Genomic DNA, 15,830 nt, shown 5'->3' with positions numbered 1-15,830 from the left:
AGTGGACTCACACGGCAGGAGGGAGGACGAGATGAGCGGGCAGACCGAGCGCACCGCCCCGTTGAGGGTCGCGGTGATCGTCGCCAGCACCAGGAGCGGGCGGTTCGGACCGACCGTCGCGGGCTGGGTCGCCGGCCGGGCGGCGCGGCGGAGCGACCTTGAGGTCGAGATGGTCGATCTGGCGGAAACGGGCTTGCCGGAGCGGCTGGTGGACGAGGGCGAGCCACGCCCGCCTCAGGTCGTCGCCCTGTCCAGGCGGCTGGCCGCGGCCGACGCCTTCGCCGTGATCACCCCCGAGTACAACCGCAGCTTCCCTGCCGCGCTCAAGACGGCCATCGACTGGTACTACGAGGAGTGGCAGGCCAAGCCGGTCACATTCGTCGCGTACGGCCGCGACTCGGGTGGCCTGTATGCGATCGACCAGCTACGTCAGATCTTCACCGAACTGCACGCCGCCGTCCTGAGTGACGCCATCACCCTGCCCCGCTACTGGGACCTGTTCGCCGCGGACGGCAGCTGGCCCAAGGCGTCGGCGGACTGCAACACCGCACTGCCCACCGTCCTGGACCGGCTGGCCTGGTGGGCCAGGGCCCTCCGGGACGCGCGGGCCGCACACCCCTACACAAGGAGACAAGCATGAGGAAGATCATCGCTTCCACGTTCAGCACCCTCGACGGCTTCATCGACGAGCCGCACACCTGGTCCATGGAGCACAACAACGAGGAATGGGCCGCGTACTCCAGTGGCCAGCTCGCGGACGCAGGCGCGCTGCTCATGGGCCGGGTCACGTTCGAGGGCATGGCCCAGGCATGGCCGGCCATGCCCGGTGACCCGTTCGTCGACAAGGTCAACTCGATGCCGAAGTACACCGTCTCATCGACGATCGACAAGAGCGACTGGGCCAACTCCACCGTCATCCCCGCCGCCGACCTGGTGCCGGCGATCACCAAACTGAAGGAGGAGCCCGGCGGCGACATCATCGTCTGGGGCTGCGGCCGGCTCACCGACGCGCTGCTGGAAGCCGGCCTGATGGACGAGTACAAGATCTGGGTCTACCCCGTGGTGCGCGGGCACGGGCAGCGGTTCTGGCGCGAGGGCCTCTCGGCGAAGCTGTCGCTGACCGAGGCGCGGGCCTTCGGACAGGTGGTGCTGCTCGACTACCGGACCACCTGACCATGACGCCGGGGCCGGGGCCGCCCGGCCCCGGCCCCGGTCGGCGTCCGCAGATGCCGGGCGACCGCCGGTCGGCCGCCGCCGGGGAGACGCCCTGCGATCCGCTCCGGAGCATCCGGGATCACGCGAAAACATTTTGCCGCGTGGTGCAACATCTTCGCCCCTCTGGCCGTCTGGGACATGACGACCGAAGGGACGACAAGTGGATGACGAACCGGGCTTCGACGACTTCGTGGCCGAGCAGGCAGATGCGCTGCTCCGCTACGGATACGTCCTGACCGGAAACCCTCACGACGCCGCCGACCTGGTCCAGGAGGCTCTGGTACGGCTGCGCGGCGCCTGGCCGCGCGTGAAACGCAAAGACAGCCCGCACAGCTACGCCCGGACCACGATGGCGCGGCTGCACATCAGCATCTGGCGGCGGCACAGGCGTGAACACCTCACCGGAGAGCCGCCGGAGCGGGCTCACCACGAAGTCTTCCCTCCCGACGAGGATCACGGTCTCTGGGAGGAGCTGGCCGCGCTGCCCCGCAGACAGCGTGCCGTACTGGTGCTGCGCTACTACGAGCAGCTCGCCGACGCCGAGATCGCCGAAGTGCTCGGCATCTCTCCCGGCACCGTGCGCAGCCAGGCCTCCCGGGGCCTGGACAAGCTGCGTTCCTCCCTCTCCCCCTCACCGGCGACCCACGGGAGCATGCGATGACCGATCTGGAAGACAAGCTGAGCCGCGTCCTCTCCGGAGCGGCGCACCGTGCGCCACAGGCGCCGGCCGGGCTGACCGCGGCGGTCAAGGCGCGCCATCACCGGCGGCGGGCGCGGACCGCCGCCGTGCTCGCGGCCGCGGCCGTGATCGTGGTGGCGGGCGGGGCGGGCGCGGCAGTGAGCGCCCTGCGCGCGACGGCCGCGCCGCACCCCGCGGCCGGCGCGACCGGCGAGGCCACGCCGTCGGCGGGCGAGCTCCCGCCGCCCATCGAGAAGGTGTGGCCGCAGGCCGTACACAAGATCCCGGCCAAGCTGCCCGACGGCCGCGCGTACTACCCGCAGCTCCTCCTCGACGATCGCACGCTGCTGGTCATGACGGGCGTCCCCGACGGGGACCGCCAGTTCCTGTGGAGCTACGACCTGGTTACCGGCGAGCCCCGGCAGATCGCCGAGATCCCCCCGACGAAGGGGTCGGCGATCTTCGCCGACGGCGTCGCCGCCGGTGGCGGCAACATCGTCTGGTGGGCGTCCTACAAGGAGGCGGGCAGCCCGCGGGTCGCCCGGATCTGGACGGTGCCGGAAGCCGGCGGCCGGCCTCGGCCGGTGACCGACGTCCCCCTCGGAAACGTCATGAAGCAGGGGCACATCAACGGGCTGACGGTGGCGGGCTCCGACGTGGTCTTCGCCTACGAGAAGGGCGGGGTCTACCGGGTGCCGCTGAGCGGGGGCCGTCCGCAGCCGGTGAAGGGCGCCGAGCGGCACCACGTCCTGCAGTGGCCGTGGGTGGGCGTCCACCACGGGAAGGCGATCTTCAGCGAGCTGCTCAACGCCGAGACCGGTGAGCGGCGCGACGCCGTGCTCAAGGCCGACGAGGAGGTCAGGTGCGGCGTCGAGCGGTGCGCGGGCATGGCGGTGCGATACAGGACCGTCAAGTTCGAACCTCCCCGCGACCGCTCCGGGAAAGAGATCAAGTGCGGCACTCGCCGGTGCCCGGACACGGAGCGGGTCCAGACCGTCCTGCGCAGGTTCGTCCGCGACCGCGACGGCTCCCGGGAGCGCGAACTGCCGGCCGGCTTCCAGATAGCCGACGACGCCGGCCTTGAGCGCTTCTTCAAGGTCCATGTGACGGGACCGGGAGACCAGCGCATCCTGACGCTCTACGACGTCGACACCGGCAGATCCGCCGATCTCGGCATACGGCCGGACGCGGAGAGAAGAACGGGGATCCCCGACGGCGGCCTCGACCGGCTGATGACCTACCCGATCAAGAACGAGATGTACGTCCTGGACCTGGCCGCGATCAAGTGAGAGACCCGGGACGGCAGGCGACGTCTCGACGGAGATCGTCTGACGGGAAGTGCACAGGCGGGTGACACCGGGGGCGTGCACTTCCCGTCAGACGACCACCTTCCGGTTCCGGCAGCAGACCTCCGGTTCCGGCGGCAGCGGGAACAACCGCGACCGGTCGGCGGTTACACCCCCCGTAACGGTGTGTTCAGTGTCCCCCGGGCCTGACCCACTGCCATCGCGGACTGCCGTACGGCTGGAGCCGCGTTGAGCCTTTCGCCGTGAGGCGACCTGCACACCGCTACGCAAACGTCGAACCCCCGCCGGGAGGCTCTCCCGGCGGGGGTTCGCTGTTTCATCCCACGTCCATCGGGCCCGTTCCACCATGCGGCAGGACAGAGTCGCCCAGGGGCACCCTGCCGTCCTCCACCGGCGTCCCTGGGCGGCGCTCGTCGATCACCGCCGCGACCACGCCGAACACCGCGGACAGGTCCGTCAGCCGTCGAACTCCCCCAGCTTCACGCCATTGACGAACGCGTCCCACTCGGAACGGGTGAAAGCGAGCTTCGGACCGTCCGGGTCCTTGGAATCACGGACGAGGTAGAGCTCATCGGCGTCGGGCTTGTGCCCCGCCAGCGCCGGGTCGCCGGGAACGACCGCCACTTCGACGCAGTCAGCACCACCGTTACCGCTGAAGTTGCTCTTGCGCCAGGTGACGCGGGAAAAGTCCATCGTGGACACCCGCACCCTCCTATTCGTGGTCTCTCAGAGGGCCTCCTCGGCCATACGCGCGATCAGAGCACGTGACTCATCAGGACCAAGCGCCCTTGCGCGCAGATGATCGAAGAGCTTGGCATGAGCATCCACATCCGGCTGCCGTTCCAGATACAGGGCACCCTGCCGATATTCAACGTACACGACAGCTCTATCGGCCGGTCTGAAGGACCCGAAGACCGCGTGAGGCGGACGCTTATCCGGCAAGCCGTCCCGCTCCACGCCCATCCGCCGTGCAGGCAGACCCGAGGTGGCCGATCGGCGTCTCCCCGAGCTCACCCTGACAGGGAAAAGCATCCTCGAACAGCGGCGGGAAGACACGCTCCCCGGCAGGCGGTCACGCTCCGGCCCCGCCAGGACGGCCGAGAACAGTGATCAGACGCGGCGGGTCTTCGACAGGGTCGCGTAGACGATGATGTTGTCGGTGTAGTGGCCGGTCTTGCGGTTGTAGACGCCGCCACAGGTGATCAGCCGCAGGGTGGCCTCACCGGTGTTGCCGTAGACCCGCTTCGACGGGAACGCCTTCTTGCTGACCTGCTCCACGCCGTCGACCGTGAACTCCGCGATGGTCTTGTCCGACCGGGACACCTTGATCGTGTCACCGCGCTTGATCTCCTTCAGACGGCTGAAGACGGCGGCCCCACGCTTGGTGTTCACATGCCCGAGGACCACCGAAGGCCCCTGCTGGCCGGGGATCGGCCCATGCTTGTACCAGCCGGCCTGGTTCGGCTTGCTCAGCGGCGGGGTCTGGATCTCCTTCTTGGCGTCCACTCCCAGCGCCATCAGCGGAGCCAGCAGCCCGATCTTCGAAATGGCGATCCTGTACGGCTTCACCCCGGCGCTCTTGAGCGGCTCCGGCGGCTGGACGACGGGCAACGGCGGCGGCGCGGTGGGCGCGGCGGCCGTCAACGGCACGTCCAGCCCACCCGGCCCCACCGCAGGAGACAGCGCCACCGCCGGATCCTGCTGCGCCGGCTGCTCGCCCGGCGCCGGGACGTTCTCCACCACCGAGCTGTCCGCCGCCTGCGCGATCGGAGGCCCGTAGGGCTCCTCGTCGGCCGCCGGAGTCAGGTAGGTGAGCAGCCCCGCCATGATCGCGGCCACCCCGCCGAGCGACCCGACCACGAGCGCCGCCGGGAGCAGCATGCTCTTGGGGGACCTGGGGGGCTTGGGGGGACGGCCGCCACCGTAATAGGGGTCGGGACCACCCTGGGAAGGCCCTGGATACATACGGCGTGCCTCCTTACCTAACCTCGGCCACGCACATGCGCTGCCTGCCGCCTCTTCAACGCCACTCCACCGAGGACGCTTCCGATCACCATGGCCGTCCCGCCGCCGATCAGGCCCATGCCCGAGGGACCGTCGTCGGAGGCCTCACCGGTCTGGGCGCCGCCCGAGGGGACGACGGTCACCTGAGGAGTGGTCGGCGTCGCCCTCGTGGGCGTGACGGTCGCCGTCACGGTCAGAGTCGGCTTGGGCGTGGACGTGCTCGTGTTTCCCTGTCCGGTGTTGCTGGAGCTCGGCGTCGACGTGGGAGTCGGAGTGGTCGTGGACCTGCACGTCGGTGAAGGGCTCGGCGAGGGGGTCGGCGTCGGCGTGATGATGCATGTCGGCGTCGGCGTCGTCGGCGGCGGGGTGTTCGTGGGCGTGTTCGTGGGGTTGCACGTCGGAGTGGCCGAAGGAGTGCCCGTGGGAGTACCCGTCGGAGTGCTCGTGGGGGGGACACACGTCGGGGGGACCGTGGGAGTGCCCGACGGGTCAGGCGACTGGGTCCCGCCACCCGAGATGGTGACGTTCACCGACACCGGCGCGCTGACGAGCGTGCAGGTGGCGCGGTGCTCGGTCGGCGGCTCCGCCAGCTCCTTTGTGATCACCCGGAAGGCGTCGAGCTGTGTCCACTTACCCTGCTCGTCGTTCACGATCTTGACCAGGTGCTTGCCGTACTTGAGACCGTGGAACTTCCACAGCGTCAGCCCGCCCTTGTTCGCGTCGTTGGACGGCGTGCCATTGGAGTTCTTCGAGGCGTCAACGTAGGCCGGGGTGGCGGCCTTGCCGTCGATGAAGAACAAGACCTTCCCCGCACGGAAGTCACGCTGGGCGACGTACTCGATCCCGGTGCCGGTGAACTCGAAGGACGCCTCGGCGCCCTTCTCCAGCGTGCGATGGATGTCGTAGTGGTAGTCGTTGTTATTCGCAGGCTGGTCGTTCTCGTCAGTCCAGGTGGGCGGTCCTGCGGGCTGGTACTTCACCCGCTGGTCGTCGTCGTTGACCATGACCTCGCCGGCGGGCGGCGTGAAGTCCACGAACAGCTTCCGGGGAGTGACCTTGACCGTTCCCGCCTCTTCGGTATGGGCGGAGTCGGAGAGATTGGCGGGGAGTTCCAGAATGGTGCCGGGCTCAAGCTGGCCGGACTGCTCGGCGCTTCCCATCGGCTTGAGGGTGCCTGTCCAGACACCGGACAGCTCGATGTTCCCGGTGACCGCGACCTTGCCTCCGGGGGCGAAGTAGTCCGGCGAGCCGAACCTCGACGCGTCCTTGTAGTCGAGCGCCCAGCCGATGTTGAGCGGCTCGCCGACCGAGAGCGTCGTGGGGACCGTCACCTTGGTTCTGAGTTTCACCGGACCGTTCTGCACGATCGTGCCGGGCCCTCCGGTGCATCTGTAGTCGACCACGAGCTCGGCGGTGTTCGCGCCGGCCGGTCCGGAGGCCAGCGTGACCAGCGCACCGCTCAACAGGCCGAGGACTGAAACCGCGACAGTCCCACGGAGTCCCGCTCCCCACCGCACCACTAGACACTCCGATTCACCGGGATCTTGCCGCAAAACCGGCCATCTAATCACAACTAGGCCCGGATCGTACCGCCCTGCGATCTCCCGCCGCAGGGAGACGACAGAACCCCCAGGTGACTGTGGCGGACTTGTGATCTGGCCACTCTGGGCACAACAGCCGTACCGGCACCGCAGGGCGGGTGTACCTGAAAGTAACAGAATCGTATTCTGGTCCACGGAACCCCCAAGGAGGCAGTCAATGCAGCGAGACCTCTTCGAGGAGGAGCACCAGCTCTTCCGTGAGACCGTGCGCGAGTTCCTGGCCCGCGAGGTCGCGCCCCACCACGACCAGTGGGAGAAGGACGGCATCGTCCCCCGCGAGGTGTGGAAGAAGGCCGGCGAGATCGGGATGTTCGGCTTCGGGGTGCCGGAGGAGTACGGCGGGGCGGGGATCACGGACTTCCGCTACAACGCCGTGATCGTCGAGGAGGTCATCAGGATCGGCGCGTCCGGCCTGGGCTACTCGCTGCACAACGACGTGATGGCGCCGTACTTCGTGGACCTCACCGACGACGAGCAGAAGGCCCGCTGGCTGCCCGGGTTCGTCAGCGGCGAGCTGATCACGGCCGTCGGGATGACCGAGCCGGGCGCGGGCAGCGACCTGCAGGGCATCAGGACGACCGCCGTACGCGAGGGCGACCACTACGTCCTCAACGGCCAGAAGACCTTCATCACCAACGGCATCAACTCCGACCTGGTCGTGGTGGTCGCCAAGACCGATCCGGCGGCGGGCGCCCGGGGGACGTCCCTGCTCGTCGTCGAGCGGGGCATGGAGGGCTTCAGCCGGGGCCGCAACCTTGAGAAGATCGGCATGCACGCCCAGGACACCGCGGAGCTGTTCTTCGACAACGTCCGGGTCCCCGCGGCCAACCTGCTGGGCGAGGAGGAGGGCCAGGGCTTCTTCCAGCTCATGGGCAACCTCCCGCAGGAACGGCTGTCGATCGCCGTCATGGCGGTGGCCGCCGCCGAGACCGTCCTGCAGACGACCATCGAATACTGCAAGAACCGCAAGGCCTTCGGCCGCAACATCGGCAGCTTCCAGAACACCCGCTTCGTCCTGGCCGAGCTGGACACCGAGGTCGAGATCGCCCGCCACTACGTGGACAAGTGCATCCGCGCCCTCAACGCCAAGGAGCTCAGCGTCGTGGACGCCGCCAAGGCCAAGTGGTGGACCACCGAGCTGCAGACCAAGGTGATCGACCGCTGCCTCCAGTTGCACGGCGGCTACGGCTACATGATGGAGTACCCCGTCGCCAAGGCCTGGGTCGACAGCCGGGTCCAGACCATCTACGGCGGCACGACCGAGATCATGAAGGAGATCATCGGCCGCTCCTTCGGCTTCTGAGCACTCTGCTGAGCACCGGCTCCTTCCCGGTCGCGGCTTGGACGGGCGCGCCGCCCTGGGTGCTCACAGGTCGCGCGGGACAGCCGGCGGCGGGCGGTGGCCCGTACGGCCACCGCGCCCGCCGTCAGCACCGCGAGGAGGTCGAGCAGGGCGACACCGCCGAGGTAGCCCCAGGGCACAGGGACAGCGGGGGGGACAGGTGAAGGTTGGCGCAACGTTCACCTTGGCCCTGCGGCTCCGATGGGATGACCGCCGGAGCCGGACGGGAATGCCTCCGCTACGAGGGGAGGACCAGATCGCGGGATGCGGTCGTCTCGGCCGTGCCGGTGGTGACGAGGTGGATGGAGATCGTGGAGATCCAGGTCCAGCCGATCAGTGACGCGACGGCGAACAGCAGGCTCATCAGTTCGGGGTTGGTCTGCGGCAGCACGGTGTAGACGATCCCGCCGGCCGTGCTGTAGATCGCCCATCCCTTTCGCTTCCCGGCGAGGAACCGGCGGGCGAACACCAGGCTGGCTGCCAGCAGGGCCAGGCCGCCCACCATGGCTGCCACGTTGTGAAGCATGCCGTGCCAGGACGTCTCGCCCTCCACGGATCCGACGGGGTAGCCGGCGGCCGGGTCGGTGACGAAGACGCCCGCGGCGATCAGCCCCGCGCCGACGATGCCGATCAGTCTAGGGCCCCATTTCGCCCCGGGGCCTTGGCGCAGGGTCCGCCGCATCCCGACGGCCGCCGCCATGAACAGCGTCCCGGTGACGATGAAGTTGGCGATCTGCAGCCACCCGAGGTCTCCCATCGCCAGCTGGCTGAGCATGTGCCGGGACAGGTCGAAGCCGTCCCGGGAGAATGCCTGGGCGAACGCCACCGTGAAGAACAGCGGGGTCGCGATCACGCCGGCGGCCAGCAGTCGCTTCGTGGTCGTGGTGTCAGTCAACACTTGATCCTTGTCATGGTGAACGGAGCCGCCGCCCAGCCAGGTCCAGGTGCTGGAAGCAGCGGCTCTCCGTCTCAGGCGTTCCGTCGTTTTCCTAGCTATGTGACGGCGCCTGTCCAGAAAAGGAATCGGTCCGGTCCCGACAGACCGCGATCAGCGTGCCTGCCCCAGCCCCGGGTTTCGCAGCACGCGCACAGGCAGACCGGCCAGCCACAGCACCGCGCCGTGGCCGAAGCGCCGGCGGGCGCCGTCGGCCGTCTCCAGTTCGACCTGCCCGCCCTCCACCCGGACGATCGCGTCGCGCCACTCGGCCGGGTCGTAGGGGCGGGCCTCGCCGCAGGCCAGGCACGGGATCGCAGAGCTGGAAGAGGGCTGCCCTGCGACCGTCCCCGGCCCCCGAGCGACCGTCCCACCGGTCATCTCACCGGTCATCTCACCGGCAGGGTACGGCTCGCGCCCCTCGCCGGGCGCGAGCCGTACCGGCGTGACCGATCGACCCGCGGGCCGGTGCTCAGATCTTCAGCGGGCTACCCGGCATCGACAGCCGCCCGCCGGAACCATCATTCCGGGACGATCTCCTCGATCCGCGTGGCCGTCCCGTCCTTGACCGTCACCTTGGCGTAGAAGGACACGCCCGACTTGAGCGCCTTCCGGAGCTGGTCCGTGGTGCACTTGTGCGGGATCTTGCCCTCACTGCAGACGGCGCCCTGCACGTCCAGCACCTCGGTGAACGGCGTGAGCTCGACCTTCTGGGCCTTCTCCCCCTCGGGGGCCACCATGATCGCGCCCGCCCCCGACAGCTTGACGTCGCCCAGCAGCTCACCGTCGGTCCCCCGGGGCAGGTCGATGACCGGCGAGGCCGACGCCGACGCGTCGGGCGTCACGGGGGCCGGGGTGGAGGGGAGAGTGGAGGGGGTGGCCGGCTCGGAGGAGACGGCGGGCTCGGAGACGGAAGCGGACGCGGACGCGGACGCGGACGCGGTGGGGGCCGCCGAGGAGTCGCCCTCGCCCGAACAGGCGGTGAGGCCGGCGGCGAAGGCGGCCACCAGCAGGATGCGCGTTACCTTCGTTGATCTGTTCACGTTGCGCAACGATGCCACGGAGTCCAGCATCATGCTCAATAGCCGCAAGATCAGCTCGGGGAACGCATACTGGTCAGCGAAGGCTCACCAGAGGCGGTGTTGATGGACAGCGGACTGATCCTGCTGATCTTCCTGGCGTTCCTGTTCGCCTGGGGTCTCAACCGGGTCCGGCGCGCTCTGCGGCTCGGCCCGGTCGCCTACGCGGGCGTCGTGATCGTGTTCGTCCTGGTCATGCTCGCGCTGTGGGGGCAGACCTTCCGGTAGGGGCAGGCCCGCCGGCGGCCGCGGTGCCGCCTCCGGGCCCGGCCCGGCCCGGCCCGGCGGAGCAGGCGCCTGGCCGTCCGCACCCGGGGCGGGTCAGGGGCCCGTCGTGCCCTGAGGCCCGCCTCCGGTCACCGCGACCCCTCCAGCAGCACCCCGGCGACCAGCTCGGGATCGTCGCTCATCGGCAGGTGCCCGCAGCCCGCGAGCAGCTTCACCCGCTGGCCCGACCACCTGGCGGCCCGTACGGCCTGCCGCCGGAGCAGCAGCCGGTCGTGCTCCCCCCAGGCGATGGTGATCGGCACCTTCGGCGGGGCCGGGGGCATCATCCACGCGAATGAGTCCAGGGTGTCGTCGAAGCCGGGGGCGGCCCCGAGCGCCTGGGTGGCCGCGAGCAGCGCCTCGGCGGAGATCCGGGACGGATGCGCCACCATCAGGCCCGCCGCGACCATCCGGCCCAGCGGGCTCTCCAGGGCGGCCGTGGCCCGCTCCGGCGGCATGGCGCGGGCCGAAGCCCGCGCCACCCGGAGCGCCGCCCGCGCGTACACGAACTCCCCCCGGCTCCAGAACCCCGCCGGGGAGAGCGCCGTGGCCGTGCGGACCACGCCCCGCGAAGCCAGCTCAAGGGCGACGTAGCCGCCGAGGGAGTTTCCCGCCACGTGAGGCTCGCGCAGGCCGAGCATCGCGCAGAACGACTCGACCGCGTCGGCGAGGCTCTCCGCCGTGTACGGCGAGCCGGGCGGCAGCGGCGGGGAGACACCGAAGCCGGGAAAGTCGACGGCGATGACGTCCCGCTCGGCGGCGAGCCGGTCGAGCACCGGCAGCCATGCCTGCCAGTGGTGCCCGATGCCGTGCAGCAGAACCAGAGGCGGTCCGGCCCCACGCCGTTCGAAGGCCAGTTCCATGCCCCCGAGTCAAGCACCGATCCGGAGCTTCTCCTAGCCCCGCCGCGCCACCGCGCTCACCGGGACTTGGTGGGGATCTCGAACCAGACGGCCTTGCCCTCCTTGGTGGGACGCGAGCCCCAGCGCTTGGCGAGCTGGTCGACGAGGTAGAGGCCCCGGCCGCCCTCGTCGTTCTCCCCCGCGCTGCGGATGCGGGGAAGCCGCAGATCCTGGTCGAAGACCTCCACCCAGACGGCCTCCCCGCCCCGGCGGAGCCGGAGCGTGAACTCCTTCTCGTTGACGACCTCGTTCTCCAGGCCCGGGAGGTCGTCCCAGGTCTCGTCGAACGGCATCGGGGCGCTGTCCAGCACCAGCTCGCGGCGCGGGACGCTGGCGCTGGCGGCGTGCAGCACCACGTTCGTCACCACCTCGGAGACCAGCAGGCAGGCGAGCTCGGCGCGCTCCTCGGGGACGTTCCAGCCCGTGAACGCCTCCGCCGCCATCCGGCGGGCCTCACCGACCATGATCGGCTGGGCCGGGAAGGTGCGCTCCTCGACCTCAAGGTCGTCGGGGGCGGACCTGACCACCAGGATGGCCATGTCGTCGTCGATCTCGCCGGGCACGGCGACCGTCGCGGCGTCCGCGATCCGTTCCACCGAGGAGTCGGAGACCTCGATGAGCTTGCCCGCGAGCAGCGCGAGGGTCTCCTCGTCGCTGGGCGGCCTGCCGTCGGCGTCGCGCACGGGGCGGCGGTCCACGAGGCCGTCGGTGTAGAGCAGCAGCGCGGCCCCGGGGGGCAGCGTCCGCGTCTCCTCCTTGTAGACCAGGTCGGCGTGGACGCCCTTGGCGCGGACGCCGAGCGGCTGGCCGACCTCCTTGATGTCGAGCTCCGCGCAGGTGCCGTCGTTGAGCAGCAGCGGCGGCGCGTGACCGGCGTTGGCGAACGACAGCTGCCGCGACCAGGCGTCGTAGACGAGGTACTGGCAGGTGACGATGGGCGGGACGCTGATGTCCTCGCCGCTGTCGTCCTGCTCGGGGGTGGCGATGATGCGCGTCCACTCGTCGAGCCGGGCGAGGATCTCCGCGGGCGGCTTGTCGTCCTGGGCGAAGGCGCGCAGCGCGGCGCGGAGCTGCCCCATGACGGCGGCGGCCTTGGCCCCCCGGCCCTCGACGTCGCCGATGACGATGCCGACCCGGCCCGCCGACAGCGGGATGACGTCGTACCAGTCGCCGCCGACCTGGGTCTGGATGCCCTGCCCGTGCGAGGCGAGCGGCGCCGCCGGGTAGTAGCGGACCGCGATCTCCAGCCCGTCGAGCTCGGGCAGCGGCGCGGGGGGCAGCAGGTATTTCTGGAAGGACTCGGCGGTGTGCCGCTCCTCCTCGAACAGCAGCGCGTTGTCCACGGCCAGGGCGACCCGGGTGGCGATGGCCCCCACGAAGTCGCGGTCGAAGGCGTCGTAGTGCGGGCTGCGCCGGTCGGTGAGGTTCGACAGGCCCAGGTACATCAGCCCGAGGACCTCGCCCCGCACGCACAGCGGCGCCACGATGGCCGAGGTCATCCCGATCTCGGCCGCCAGGCGGGTGTTGGCCTCGCCGGGGCTGGGATAGTTGGTCTGGGAGAAGTCCTCGACCAGGATCGTCTCCTGGCGGCGCAGCGCGATCTCGGCGTAGTGCCCCACCGGGTAGCGGATCTCCGCGCCGAGCGGCGCCCAGGTGTTGGGCGGCGGGCTCCAGCCCTGGACGTGGGTGGAGACCCTCCGGGTCAGCCGCTGGCCCTCCATCAGCTCGATGAAGCAGTGGTCGGCGAACTGCGGGACGAGCATGTCGGCGACGCGCTTGAGCGTCTCCTCGACGTAGAGCGAGCCGGCGAGCCGCTCGCCGATCCGCTCCAGCAGGCCGAAGCGGTCCTTCTCCCGCTCGTTGCTGCGCATCGCCTCGCGGGCGGTGATGACGATGCCCGTCACCGATCCCGACGGATGCCGCAGCGGCACGGCCTGGGCGCGGACGTAGATGATCGTCCCGTCACCGCGCCTGACGTCGAACGTGCCCTCCCAGACGCCACCCTTGAGCACGTGTTTGGCGAGCTCGATGGCGAGTGGGTGGTCCTTCTCCATGATGCCCAGCGAGAGCGCCTGGTCCCGCGACCCGGGGACTCCGGGGCGGCCGAACAGCTTCTCCGCGAAAGGGTTCCAGTAGAGAAGGTTGCTGAACCTGTCGGTGACGACCACCGCCATCTCGGCATGGTCAAGAACGGAACCTGCCGAAAGGTGGTCGGCGGTGTCCTGTGTCACGTCCCCCCACCGCTTCATCCGGTGACCACCCCTCGGGGACGGGTGTGCGCAAAGCGAACCACGGTTGCTCCTGCTGCAGTCTCGGCCGGGGAGTGAAGGGGCTCCCGAGGGGGATCCAACCAAGCAGAGGGGCCTTGGTCAGCGAGTGGAGACGAAGACGTGCGCGGCGACGTCTCGCGGGAGGTCCGCAAGAGTGTTCTCCGCTTCGTCGTCACCTGTCACCCGCACACCGTCGTCGCTCGCCGCGAGCGTTACCTCGCGTCCGGGTTGTATCCCAACTTGCTTGAGTTTAAGCATCACAGCCGGATCGCTTTGCACTTGTTCGCTAATTCGCCGCACGACCACGGGTATATCTCTGGGTCCGGCTATCGCGGCCATCGACGGCAGCGACTCCCACCCCCCGCCCTGGACGCCCTCGACGCCGAGCTCCTCGAGACCGGGGATGGGGTTGCCGTGGGGATCCTCGGTGGGGTTGTTGAGCAGGCTGACCAGCCGAGCCTCGACGGACTCGGACATGACGTGCTCCCAGCGGCACGCCTCGATGTGCACCTCCTCCCAGGGCAGGCCGATGACCTGAGTGAGCAGGCATTCGGCGAGGCGGTGCTTGCGCATGACCCGCGTCGCGAGCGTGCGGCCCAGGTCGGTCATGGTCAGGTGCCGGTCGCCCTCCACCCGGACCAGGCCGTCGCGCTCCATGCGGGCCACCGTCTGGCTGACGGTCGGACCACTCTGCTGCAGCCGCTCGGCGATTCGCGCACGCAGAGGGGTGATCCCCTCCTCTTCCAACTCGAAGATCGTGCGGAGGTACATCTCCGTGGTGTCGATCAGGCCGTGTGCGGTCAAGGCTCCTCCCGTCCTATCTCGATGCCGGGTCCGTCGCGCACCATTCCCATGGGATCGCGCGGAGCCGGGAAGTCTCGGACCTCGACCCTATTGTGAGATCCGCCCACGATGACAAAGGACGGCAACACCGGGGCGCGCCGAATCCTTCCCGAGCTGCTCAAAGACCCCGTACGGCGGGGCGGTAATTTCTGAACGCCGGTACGGCGAGCCCCACGGCGAGCACCACGACCGCGCAGGCGATGCCGCCGCCGATCCACGCCCCGGTGGCCCCGAACCAGCTCGCCGTGGCCCCGGCCCGCAGGTCCCCCAGCCGGGGGCCGCCGGCGACCACCACCATGAACACCCCCTGCATCCGCCCGCGCATGTCGTCGGGCGCGTGGGTCTGCAGGATCGTCTGCCGCCACACCGAGGAGACCAGGTCCGCGGCCCCGCCGAAGGCCAGCAGCGCGACCATCAGCCAGAGCTGCCCCACGAGCCCGGCGGCGGCGACGCTGAGCCCCCAGGCCGCGATCACGAACGTGAGCGCCAGGCCCTGGCGCCGCACCCGGCCCACCCAGCCCGACATCAGGCCGCCGAGCACCGAGCCGATGGCCATGCTCGCCGACAGCCAGCCGAAGGCGATCAGCGACCCGCCGAACCGCTCGGCCACGATCTCCGGGAACAGCGCCCTGGGCAGCGCGAACGCCATGGCGATGATGTCGACGACGAACGACATCATCACGACCGGGTGCCCGGCGACGTAGCTCAGGCCGTCCACGACCGACCGCAGGCCGGGGCGGGTCACCTCGCCGATCGGCTTGAGCCGCGGCAGCCGTACCGCGGCGTAGAAGCCCGCGCCGAACAGCAGCGCGTCGATCAGGTAGGCGCCGGCGAAGCCGCCCTGGGTGAGCACGATCCCGCCGACCAGCGGGCCGACGACGGTGCCGACGCCGCCCGCCAGGAAGTTGAGCGTGTTGGCCGCCGGGACGAGCTCGGCCGGCACCAGCCGGGGGATGATCGCGCCGCGGGTCGGCCCGGTGATGGCGAACCCGGTGGCGTGCACGGCCACGGTCGCCAGCAGCAGGCCGACGTGCGTCGCCCCGAGCGCCGCCTGGACCAGCAGCGCGAGCGTGGCCGTCCAGGCGATCACGGCGCCGACCAGGAGCAGCCGACGCCGGTCCACCGCGTCGGCGACCGCCCCGCCCCAGAGCCCGAAGACCACCAGGGGGATCAGATTGGCGGGGCCGAGCATGCCGACCCAGAAGGACGATCCGGTGATGTCGTAGATCTGGGCGCTGACCGCCACCGAGGTGAGCTGGAAGCCGATGAACGACACGCCCTGCCCGGCCCAGAGCCGCCGGTACGCGGGGATCCCCAGAGGACGGGTGTCCATCGCCAGCCGCCGAACGAGATCCCCGAACCTCACGTTGCCCCCCTCTACCCGCCG

General features: G+C 70.0%; 17 protein-coding genes. 6 read left to right on the top strand and 11 right to left on the bottom strand.

Annotated elements, in window-relative coordinates; translation table 11 throughout:
- Positions 1 to 31: 31 nt before the first annotated feature.
- The 4 genes from SROS_RS04885 (at position 32) to SROS_RS04870 (ending at position 3,183) form a co-directional block, all read left to right on the top strand.
- The gene (locus tag SROS_RS04885) at positions 32 to 640 is read left to right on the top strand and encodes an NADPH-dependent FMN reductase (protein ID WP_012887770.1); all 609 of its coding nucleotides are present in this window, start codon (positions 32 to 34) and stop codon (positions 638 to 640) included.
- Entirely contained in the window at positions 637 to 1,173 is a 537-nt protein-coding gene (locus SROS_RS04880) for a dihydrofolate reductase family protein (RefSeq protein ID WP_012887769.1), read from the top strand. The genes SROS_RS04885 and SROS_RS04880 overlap by 4 nt, the downstream gene beginning before the upstream one ends.
- Positions 1,174 to 1,375: 202 nt before the next feature.
- Positions 1,376 to 1,876 (top strand): SigE family RNA polymerase sigma factor, encoded by a 501-nt coding sequence (locus SROS_RS04875; RefSeq protein WP_012887768.1) that lies wholly within the window; start codon positions 1,376 to 1,378, stop codon positions 1,874 to 1,876.
- Complete coding sequence (locus tag SROS_RS04870) at positions 1,873 to 3,183, top strand: TolB family protein (protein WP_012887767.1); 1,311 nt, start codon at positions 1,873 to 1,875, stop codon at positions 3,181 to 3,183. The genes SROS_RS04875 and SROS_RS04870 overlap by 4 nt, the downstream gene beginning before the upstream one ends.
- A 474-nt stretch (positions 3,184 to 3,657) precedes the next feature.
- Here SROS_RS04870 and SROS_RS04865 read toward each other — a convergent pair whose 3' ends face one another.
- The 4 genes from SROS_RS04865 to SROS_RS50730 all read right to left on the bottom strand — a co-directional run bounded on the left by SROS_RS04865 (position 3,658) and on the right by SROS_RS50730 (position 6,668).
- Positions 3,658 to 3,894 carry a DUF397 domain-containing protein gene (locus SROS_RS04865; protein WP_043654756.1) on the bottom strand — a complete coding sequence of 79 codons (237 nt, stop codon included), beginning with the start codon at positions 3,892 to 3,894 and terminating at the stop codon, positions 3,658 to 3,660.
- A gap of 33 nt (positions 3,895 to 3,927) precedes the next feature.
- Entirely contained in the window at positions 3,928 to 4,164 is a 237-nt protein-coding gene (locus SROS_RS53735) for a Scr1 family TA system antitoxin-like transcriptional regulator (protein WP_281047998.1), read from the bottom strand.
- Between the two features lie 147 nt (positions 4,165 to 4,311).
- Positions 4,312 to 5,166: a class F sortase gene (locus tag SROS_RS53730; protein WP_012887764.1), complete on the bottom strand. Its 855-nt coding sequence runs from the start codon at positions 5,164 to 5,166 to the stop codon at positions 4,312 to 4,314.
- Positions 5,167 to 5,183: 17 nt separating this feature from the next.
- A complete protein-coding gene (locus SROS_RS50730) occupies positions 5,184 to 6,668 on the bottom strand; it encodes a hypothetical protein (protein ID WP_043651359.1) in 1,485 nt (494 codons plus the stop codon).
- A 295-nt stretch (positions 6,669 to 6,963) separates the two neighbouring features.
- Between SROS_RS50730 and SROS_RS04850 the strand changes: the two genes are divergently transcribed.
- Positions 6,964 to 8,109, top strand: a complete 1,146-nt coding sequence (locus SROS_RS04850; RefSeq protein ID WP_012887762.1) for an acyl-CoA dehydrogenase family protein — start codon at positions 6,964 to 6,966, stop codon at positions 8,107 to 8,109.
- A gap of 277 nt (positions 8,110 to 8,386) precedes the next feature.
- On the opposite strand, the gene SROS_RS04845 is transcribed toward SROS_RS04850, so the two are convergent.
- The 3 genes from SROS_RS04845 to SROS_RS50725 all read right to left on the bottom strand — a co-directional run bounded on the left by SROS_RS04845 (position 8,387) and on the right by SROS_RS50725 (position 10,125).
- Positions 8,387 to 9,046 carry a DUF998 domain-containing protein gene (locus SROS_RS04845; RefSeq protein ID WP_425358630.1) on the bottom strand — a complete coding sequence of 220 codons (660 nt, stop codon included), beginning with the start codon at positions 9,044 to 9,046 and terminating at the stop codon, positions 8,387 to 8,389.
- A gap of 150 nt (positions 9,047 to 9,196) precedes the next feature.
- Positions 9,197 to 9,475, bottom strand: coding sequence for a hypothetical protein (locus SROS_RS04840; protein ID WP_218919815.1), 279 nt, complete (start codon positions 9,473 to 9,475; stop codon positions 9,197 to 9,199).
- Between the two features lie 128 nt (positions 9,476 to 9,603).
- On the bottom strand, positions 9,604 to 10,125 hold the full coding sequence (locus SROS_RS50725) for a hypothetical protein (RefSeq protein WP_169369250.1): 522 nt from the start codon (positions 10,123 to 10,125) through the stop codon (positions 9,604 to 9,606).
- 102 nt (positions 10,126 to 10,227) lie between these two features.
- Here SROS_RS50725 and SROS_RS50720 point away from each other — a divergent pair, with 102 nt between their 5' ends.
- Positions 10,228 to 10,389 (top strand): hypothetical protein, encoded by a 162-nt coding sequence (locus tag SROS_RS50720; RefSeq protein ID WP_012887758.1) that lies wholly within the window; start codon positions 10,228 to 10,230, stop codon positions 10,387 to 10,389.
- A gap of 128 nt (positions 10,390 to 10,517) precedes the next feature.
- On the opposite strand, the gene SROS_RS04830 is transcribed toward SROS_RS50720, so the two are convergent.
- From SROS_RS04830 to SROS_RS04815, 4 genes are all read right to left on the bottom strand, one after another.
- Positions 10,518 to 11,291: an alpha/beta fold hydrolase gene (locus SROS_RS04830; protein ID WP_012887757.1), complete on the bottom strand. Its 774-nt coding sequence runs from the start codon at positions 11,289 to 11,291 to the stop codon at positions 10,518 to 10,520.
- A gap of 56 nt (positions 11,292 to 11,347) precedes the next feature.
- Positions 11,348 to 13,579 carry an ATP-binding SpoIIE family protein phosphatase gene (locus SROS_RS04825; RefSeq protein WP_012887756.1) on the bottom strand — a complete coding sequence of 744 codons (2,232 nt, stop codon included), beginning with the start codon at positions 13,577 to 13,579 and terminating at the stop codon, positions 11,348 to 11,350.
- Between the two features lie 120 nt (positions 13,580 to 13,699).
- The gene (locus SROS_RS04820) at positions 13,700 to 14,404 is read right to left on the bottom strand and encodes an iron-dependent transcriptional repressor DtxR (protein ID WP_012887755.1); all 705 of its coding nucleotides are present in this window, start codon (positions 14,402 to 14,404) and stop codon (positions 13,700 to 13,702) included.
- 157 nt (positions 14,405 to 14,561) lie between these two features.
- A complete protein-coding gene (locus SROS_RS04815; RefSeq protein WP_012887754.1) occupies positions 14,562 to 15,809 on the bottom strand; it encodes an MFS transporter in 1,248 nt (415 codons plus the stop codon).
- Between the last annotated feature and the right edge of the window lie 21 nt (positions 15,810 to 15,830).

The sequence above is a fragment of the Streptosporangium roseum DSM 43021 genome, assembly GCF_000024865.1.
GTDB lineage: Bacteria > Actinomycetota > Actinomycetes > Streptosporangiales > Streptosporangiaceae > Streptosporangium > Streptosporangium roseum.
The sequence above is the reverse complement of the archived record's forward strand: the minus strand, read 5'-3'. Positions and strand labels throughout refer to the sequence as shown.